Consider the following 7,641-nt stretch of genomic DNA (forward strand, 5'->3'; position numbering starts at 1 on the left):
AAATATACTTAATAATTTATGATAATATTTTCAAATAATTTGATCTTTTTATCTAAATTTTTGTTTTTTACATTTATTTCGTGAATATGCGGTTTATAATACTTGTATTGCTTATTCTCTTTATCGTAGGGAACTTCTTTCTCAATTATTTCGACTTCTATTGCACCAATAAAGCACGAAATAACTTCAGCAAACAAAGATAATATCTCAACATGTGTGAAATTGCGTAAATTCCCTTCATATACAACATTTCCAACAATATCACTTGTTGTATAAATACCTTTTGTGTTTTCATCAATAAACATTATTTCTTCATCTTTCACAAAAATTGATGTTTGATTTCCATTGAAACTAATAAACAAATCTTGTTTCTCTCCATCAAAACATATAAATTGAATTGGTGTGCTTGAGGTTATTTCAACCTCTCTATCATCATCAGACAATGTTTTTATAGTTACATCCGGATTATTTCCAAATTTAGTTATAAGGTATTTCCAAAGTTCTTCATTAGAAAATTTCATACACACTTCTGAACCATAATTCACTTTTTCCTCTTGCATTAATCAAACACCGTCCCTTTTATAAATTGATTTACTGGAAACTTTATCTGGCATCTAGTACATACTGCTATAACTGCTCCTGTCCTTGGTCTAATTGCAGAAGTCATTATAATATTTGCATTAGTAAGCGGAATAAGCTGACTAATTACTAAATCCTCTGCACAGATAGCATGCCCTTTAAATATTGCACTATTTTTAGAACCTACTATTACTTCTCCTGTTCTTAAATCTACACCTGCAACTACTGTTGTAAACTTGCTTTGCTGGGTTTTACTTAATGCTTGTATTCTTGCTACCTCAGCATCTCTAGCTGCTATAGCTTTAGCAAGATAATTATCAATTTTTTGATAGTACTCGTCTGGTAAAAACGGTTCTTTAGCAAAGTCATCAATTTTACCCGTCCCATTAGGACCCAACCTCACATCATCCATTATATCCTCGAGATCATCAATATACCGCGCATTAGCTGCATAATCTCCTGATTTGAGTAATGCCTTCAGTCCTAAACTAAGCTCTGCTCCGCCCAATACTAATCCTAAGGCATTGACAACATCTTGATCCATTCCTAAGAACTTAGGGTTTGTATAATATTCTCCATCATAGAGATCACCTAGCTTCTCTGCGTTGATTTTGATTTCTGCTCCGCCAAGGATAAGTTCTCCCGCTACTAAGGTATACAGAAGGAGTGATCCTCCTCCTGTAAACACTGCACTCACGATCGCTACTACCCCAAGTAAAATATTCAGTTCTGCACCCAATATTTGTGGCGCAACTACTTTCTGATAGAACGTAAATCTGGAATACAATTTCGAGGTGTCTTCTGTTTTGTTTAAATACTCTGGTTTCTGTGAGATGGCTAGTAAATCCAGACCGCTTTTCTCAAACAAGCTCTGCAATTGAGCCATCACAGGATCCAAATTTAAGATAGAACTAGTAGATTTACTTTCAATACTCTTAGCATTAACTTCCAGAGGCTGCTCACTTTGCGTCTTGCCTTGACTTGCCTTCGTCATGAGCGAACTTTGTAAGTTATAATTCCTTGTATACTCTTCTTTCCCCTCTTTCATTTTTTTAGTTGTTTTCTTGTCCTGCGATTCTTTGACATACTTGGTCTGATACAGAGATCTCAGTTCACTTTCCTCGAGGCTGACCCATTCTTTCTCTTGCTTTTTGCTTGGCATCTGGATCTTTCTCGACTCGTTGTCTTATGGCTTCACTAGAGGTGATTTTAGGAGCCTCTCCCCCTTGTGAAGATCTAGTCCCCATAGCATATACTTTGCTTAGCGATTTGTAATGTTCTCTGACCAATAAGTCACTATATAACTCTTGCAGTTCGGTCGCATTTAACATGTCGACAAGCGGTATTTCTTTCTTTTCAAACCGTACTTCCTTACTCTTAATTCCCACGCGATCCCCTTGAATCGCTATAGGCTCCTGCTTATCAAAGGTTTGAAATGAGATTACGAGAAGCTATTTGTCTGCTCCGGACATGTGAAACACCTTTGTCGTAGGCTTTTGAAACACGGTTCTGGACTTCATTTCTCCACTACTACCACGAACTGAATTAATTGCAGTGGTTTTCTTCTCTATCCCACTTGGAAAATAGACCTTAATCCGTGTTTAAGGTAGTTTCATCTTTCAGTTTCCTCATACTTTTTCCAAGCATATAAAAAGCCTATTCCTCATTATGACTCTCATAGGAATAAGCTTCTCATTACCTTATATATATGTTTAGCGTTTGTTATATTTATTCGTTATTTTCTATACTCTTAACTTCTAACATTTTCTGATCAATCCAGTTCATAACCGTTTCTGCCTCTTCTCGAGCAATCACCCCCCGCTCGCTTTTATATTTATAAGTTTCATAAGCCCATACTAATATGATTTCCACAAATTCAACTGTCTCTAATTTACAGATTGGTTCAACTTCATCTTCTTCCTCGTCATAAAAAGGATCTTCAATTATTGTATAGTCTCTATCGGATATAACGCTAGATGCATTTCCTCCATGGTTATATTGTGGTATATTCCCTCTTAATAAATCAATATAATTATCAATATCAATTTTCAAATCTTTAAATCTCCAAGATATATCAGATCCTAATGGGTCACTTATCATATTTGCGAATTTCAGTGATTCTTCTTCATCAAAATCTAATACAACTATATTAAATCTTTCCATACGTTTCAATTTATATTTATACTTAATCATTATTCAAATCTCCTCCAATTTAATATACTGGATAAGCTGAAATTATCTTACCATTTCTTAAAACAAACTCGTGCTTGTTTCCCCTAAGTATTTATTGTTTTTTACAATTGCTTCATTATTAAAAGCTTTATTTATGGCATCTACCACCTGTTTTGGAGTCCATTCCTTTGGAAAAAATGTGGATTTAGGTTTCTTTAATACTCCATTAACTTCAATATTGGCTTGATACACACCAAACTCATTAGGTGGATCAACATTCCCGACAATTTTACCATTACTATTAGGCATTCCTTCATAATGAAAACCGTTGGCATTTCCATTTTTGAGAACTTCACCATCAAAAATGTGATTTAATGCATTTTCTTTGGTCCCTTGTTTGAAGTTTTCTGTGTTTTGTAGACTCTCAAGCCATTTCTTTTTCTCTATCTTTTCGAGAAGTTCCTTATCTAATTTCAGGTAATTACCACATTTTGATGCTTCTCTTGCGGCTTTACTATTAGCAATATTTTCCTTAATACCTGCACGTAACTCATCCAAATACTCATCATTAATCGAATTCCGCTTTCATCCAGTCTTCAGCGTATCATCCAAAGTATATCAATATACCGCGCATTAGCTGCCAGATCCCCTGATTTCAGTAATGAAAACCAGCTCTGCTCCGCCCAATATTAATCCTAAGACATTGACAACATCTTGATCCATAGGTTGTTTCCTATATATCAACTCATGAAAAAAAGAAACCACAATACGGGCGTCTAGCTCGCATTGCGGTGTTATATTGTACGAAAGGTGCACAAATTATTTACAAACTCCTTCTATATCCGCTATCTTTAAAGAAATCTTCTTCTAAATAAGGATAATTCAGTAGCTCTAGATTTTCTTTTGTCATACATTCAGTTTGAAATCGGTCTAAATTATTATTGATAAATAAACACCCTTTAATTCTTTTCAATAGTGGATATGAAGTATCATCTTCAACTACCAAATCCTGATCGTTCAACCGCAATAGTTTTCCAATAACTTCGAGTAGTTTTAACCATCCGATATCAAAAGTACGCGTTATAAATTGAATACTTATACTAACATTTGTATCCACACCGTGATCTTCTAGATTCATTTCTCGAAAACGTTCTATATAGTCATCCTCATCATCTAAATCAATTTTTATGGAAAAATAAGTGAAATTAATACTCACTTGTCGAGTATCCGACCAGTCCCTTACTGCTATTTCATCAAAACTTAATTCCATAACTAACACATCACATATCATATCGTAAAGCAATTTCCCCAATGCTTCTCTAGGCAAATCAGAACCAATAGATACCCAATAATCCATTTTACTAAAACCTCCAGTATGCTCTAGTCACTTGACTATTTTTAATTATTAGTAATTCGTCTAAATATTTCAAATCCTTGTCTGTTTGACTTTTTAAAAACTCAATAAGCTCAGCCCTTTTTTCAACAGGATAATCATTTAAATTTAACACTATTCTTCTAGCCTGTTCTTGAGTTTTCAATCTGAGAGTTTTAAGAATGTTCCTTAGATTCGTAGTTGTACCAGGAGCATAACAATCAAATACTTGCCTATCTATGATGAAGTCTGGACTACTCTCTGGTTTAAGACCATAACCATTTCCAGTGTCATAATCGTCAAGCATTGTCGTACGATACCCTTGTTCTGCGAGTACATCTGCAGCTTCATTTTGTCTTTCTAATCCTCGGGACTCTTTACCTTTAGTATCAGCATAATTTCCTTCTGGTTTTCCCCCTTTAGGTAACGAAGGTTTAGTAATTACAGCATTTGGTCTAATTTTAGGTGTATATGGAATATGATTAGAACCATATAGTTTGTATTCAGAACTAGTTTTCCAGTCCACATTCTTATCGCCATATCTTGAACGGAAATACTCATCCCATTCTGGTCCTGTTCTAGGTATTTTTGCAGAATTAACCGTCCCCTCAGGAACCAATTTCACATCATCCAATATATCCTCAAGCTCATCCATATACCGCGCATAAGCTGCATTATCCCCTGATTTGAGTACTGCCTTCAGCCCGAAACGACCTACCTCTGTTGCGACCAATACTAATCCTAAGATATTAACAACATCTTGATCCATTCCTAGGAACTTGGGGTTTGTATAGTATTCTCCACCATGGATATCACTTAGCTTCTCTGTGTTGATTTTGATCTCTGCTACTCCAAGAACTAGTTCGCCCGCTGCTAAGGTATACAGAAGGAGAGATCCTCCTCCAGTAAACACTGCACTAACGATAGCTACTACCCCGAATATAATGTTAAGTTCTGCACTCAATATTTATTTGGGGTCCTACCACTTGCTGAAAGAACGTAAATCTGGTATACAATTTCGTGGCATCTTCTATTTTGTTTAAATACTCTGGTTTCTGTGAGATGGCTAGTAAATCCAGACCGCTTTTCTCAAACAAGCTCTGCAATTGAGAAAAGATAGAATTAGTAGGTTCACTTTTAATACCCTTAGCATTAGCTTCCATAGACTGCTCACTTTGCGTCTTGCCTTGACTAGCCTTCGTCATGAGCGAACTTTGTAAGTTATAATTACTAGTATACTCCTCTTTCATTTCTTTATTTGTTTTCTTGTCCTGCGACTCTTTCACATACTTGGCCTGATATAGAGATCTTAGTTCACTTTCCTCGAGCCGACCTAATTTTTCTGTTGGTGTTAGCTCAGAATTCGTGTCACTAAGGACAGTACCATACAAGAAAACGAAAACAACAAAACAGGCCAATCATGGTGGTATTTGACCATAATCGACCTGTTAGATGTAATGCTTTTATGTTAGTTAGGGTATGAAATCCAAGCATTGATGTGCGTACAAACGAATTTAAAGAAATTTTTGTAGCGACATTACATAGGTTATATGTGCTTATTAGTTGAATGAATGAAGTGTTTATTCGGCCCTGGGTAGCCCTTATTTCTCCCAGACAATTCCGATTTCCTCAAACGAAGTATTACTTTCTTTCAATCCCTCAGGACTCTTTGTTCCAATCATTTCTATCTCTCTTTTGGTTAACACGATAGTATTTTCCAGATTTTTAACTTTCCTATTATATATTGACCCTAATAAATCAACTTGCACATCCGTCATCTCATAATAATCTCGCCAAGCCTCAACCGCAGATTCATATTCCATTAACTGTTTCTCTAATAGATAACCACCATTTTGAACTAATCTTACGATATTATCAACAGAGATAATATTATTATCATCTCCCCAAAAGGATGTAGTAATTAAAGGCATAGACATTCCATCTTCCGTCTCTTCCAGAAGATACTCTAAAGTTTCATTCTTTGCTAGCTCAAAGACTTCTTTTGGCGATCCATTAAAAAAATCAATAGCTGTAGAGAACTCAGTTCGAGTAACATTCTCATTACGAAATGCCCCAACACAATACTTATCGTTAAACGTAATTGTTCCTCTTCCACCAGAACCGTCAACAACGCTGTAATTTAAACCGTCCCAAGAATGCTCGTAGGATAATTCAGGGTAGTGAGCAACCATAATAGCATGTGCCACTGCCGCAAGCATACAACCGCTCCACAAATTGTTTTTATTCAATTGATTGTTTAAAATAACTGGATTCATTTTTTTCTCCCTTTCGGTTTAGATGGTATTGGTTTCTTCTTTGGTTCATTTAGGTCGGAGGGTAATTTATTGGATTTGTCTCTATTTTCTTTACGAGTTAATACTTGAGCATTACTATAACTATTAGTGCCACCTTTATCTCTAGGTATAATATGATCAATTTGCCATTCATTCGGGTCAGGTGTAACACCCTTTTTACTTTTTTGTGGCTTAGTAGAAATTTGACCTGAGTCGTCAGATTTAACTACTCCACCATTTAGTTTCATATTTTCTTCGATTATCTTTTTCTTTTGAGCGGCTGTAAATTCCTTTCCAGGACCAACATGTTTAGAATCTTGAAGATGTGAGTAAGGGTCATTTCCCGATTGTGGATTATTTTTCTTCTCGGCACTATGTTTTTTCGGTTTTTGGGGTTTATCCTTGCTCTTACTTTCCGAATCTTTCTTATTCCCATTCTTCTTCGACGTCGTTGAATCTTTATCCTTCTTGCTCGGCTCAGGACTCTTCGTCTTATCTGTATCTTCCTTCTTAGTCTTTTCCGTATCTTTCTTAGTCTTATCCTTCTTCCCAGATCCACCGCCCGAGGAACTGCCTCCGCCATCAACGATGCCCGATTTGTTACTTCCTCCACTACGCTTGGAACCTGATACAATGGATACCCATGTTAGCGCAGCACGCATCTTATCTCCGCCAAATTTCTCGACCAGATCTCCGACCAATTCGTATCGCATTCCCTCTTGCATCGCTTGTTCCATTACTAGACTCTTACCGTACTGTGTCGCCACATGGCCTGATGTCGACAAGACTGATGCCATTTTAGGACTCTTCATCGCTAGGGATTGCATCACGTTCTTCAGCTTCATCACTTGCTCGCCCAGACCGAGGTTGTTTGCCATCTTCCTCGCATTGGTAAACACTTTCCCCAGACCTCCGCTGGCGAACCCGGATGCCATATCTGCGGTTTTACGCAATGCTTGGACCGCATCTACGGCTCGTGTTGTTGCCTGCACCAACTTCTTACCTGCATTAACTTTACTAATCCCTTTGCCTACGACCTTCGCTGCCGTTGCACCCCACCCTACGAACGGAATTGCCGCTGCCGCAGATAGAGCTGCGTTCGCGTAGTCTCCACGTGCCGCATATATTCCCGCATTCAGTAAATCCGCTGCTTCTCCGCTACCTGGAATCCGTCCCGCCACACACACCACCCACTTGCCTGATCTCTAGTACCTTCCCCTCGAA

Annotated in this window: 10 protein-coding genes; all 10 read right to left on the bottom strand. The window is 37.2% G+C overall.

Annotated features, from left to right (window positions below; genetic code table 11):
• Positions 1-8: 8 nt before the first annotated feature.
• Positions 9-560, bottom strand: coding sequence for a hypothetical protein (locus PGLA_RS29195; RefSeq protein ID WP_068536504.1), 552 nt, complete (start codon positions 558-560; stop codon positions 9-11).
• Complete coding sequence (locus tag PGLA_RS20670; protein ID WP_068536506.1) at positions 560-1,741, bottom strand: hypothetical protein; 1,182 nt, start codon at positions 1,739-1,741, stop codon at positions 560-562. Before PGLA_RS20670 ends, PGLA_RS29195 begins: the two co-directional genes overlap by 1 nt.
• A complete protein-coding gene (locus PGLA_RS20675) occupies positions 1,692-1,967 on the bottom strand; it encodes a hypothetical protein (protein WP_068536508.1) in 276 nt (91 codons plus the stop codon). The genes PGLA_RS20670 and PGLA_RS20675 overlap by 50 nt, the downstream gene beginning before the upstream one ends.
• A 340-nt stretch (positions 1,968-2,307) precedes the next feature.
• The gene (locus PGLA_RS20680; protein WP_068536510.1) at positions 2,308-2,772 is read right to left on the bottom strand and encodes a hypothetical protein; all 465 of its coding nucleotides are present in this window, start codon (positions 2,770-2,772) and stop codon (positions 2,308-2,310) included.
• 57 nt (positions 2,773-2,829) lie between these two features.
• Complete coding sequence (locus PGLA_RS20685) at positions 2,830-3,309, bottom strand: EndoU domain-containing protein (protein WP_068536512.1); 480 nt, start codon at positions 3,307-3,309, stop codon at positions 2,830-2,832.
• Between the two features lie 265 nt (positions 3,310-3,574).
• A complete protein-coding gene (locus PGLA_RS20690) occupies positions 3,575-4,108 on the bottom strand; it encodes a hypothetical protein (RefSeq protein WP_068536515.1) in 534 nt (177 codons plus the stop codon).
• A 4-nt stretch (positions 4,109-4,112) separates the two neighbouring features.
• A complete protein-coding gene (locus PGLA_RS27095; RefSeq protein ID WP_084411355.1) occupies positions 4,113-5,087 on the bottom strand; it encodes a CdiA C-terminal domain-containing protein in 975 nt (324 codons plus the stop codon).
• Complete coding sequence (locus tag PGLA_RS20700) at positions 5,071-5,514, bottom strand: hypothetical protein (RefSeq protein WP_161487974.1); 444 nt, start codon at positions 5,512-5,514, stop codon at positions 5,071-5,073. Before PGLA_RS20700 ends, PGLA_RS27095 begins: the two co-directional genes overlap by 17 nt.
• 210 nt (positions 5,515-5,724) lie before the next feature.
• The gene (locus PGLA_RS20705; RefSeq protein WP_068536519.1) at positions 5,725-6,399 is read right to left on the bottom strand and encodes a hypothetical protein; all 675 of its coding nucleotides are present in this window, start codon (positions 6,397-6,399) and stop codon (positions 5,725-5,727) included.
• Positions 6,396-7,598 (bottom strand): HNH endonuclease domain-containing protein, encoded by a 1,203-nt coding sequence (locus PGLA_RS20710; protein ID WP_068536522.1) that lies wholly within the window; start codon positions 7,596-7,598, stop codon positions 6,396-6,398. The genes PGLA_RS20705 and PGLA_RS20710 overlap by 4 nt, the downstream gene beginning before the upstream one ends.
• Positions 7,599-7,641: the final 43 nt, after the last annotated feature.

This window comes from Paenibacillus glacialis (genome assembly GCF_001637205.1).
Lineage (GTDB): Bacteria > Bacillota > Bacilli > Paenibacillales > Paenibacillaceae > Paenibacillus_AQ > Paenibacillus_AQ glacialis.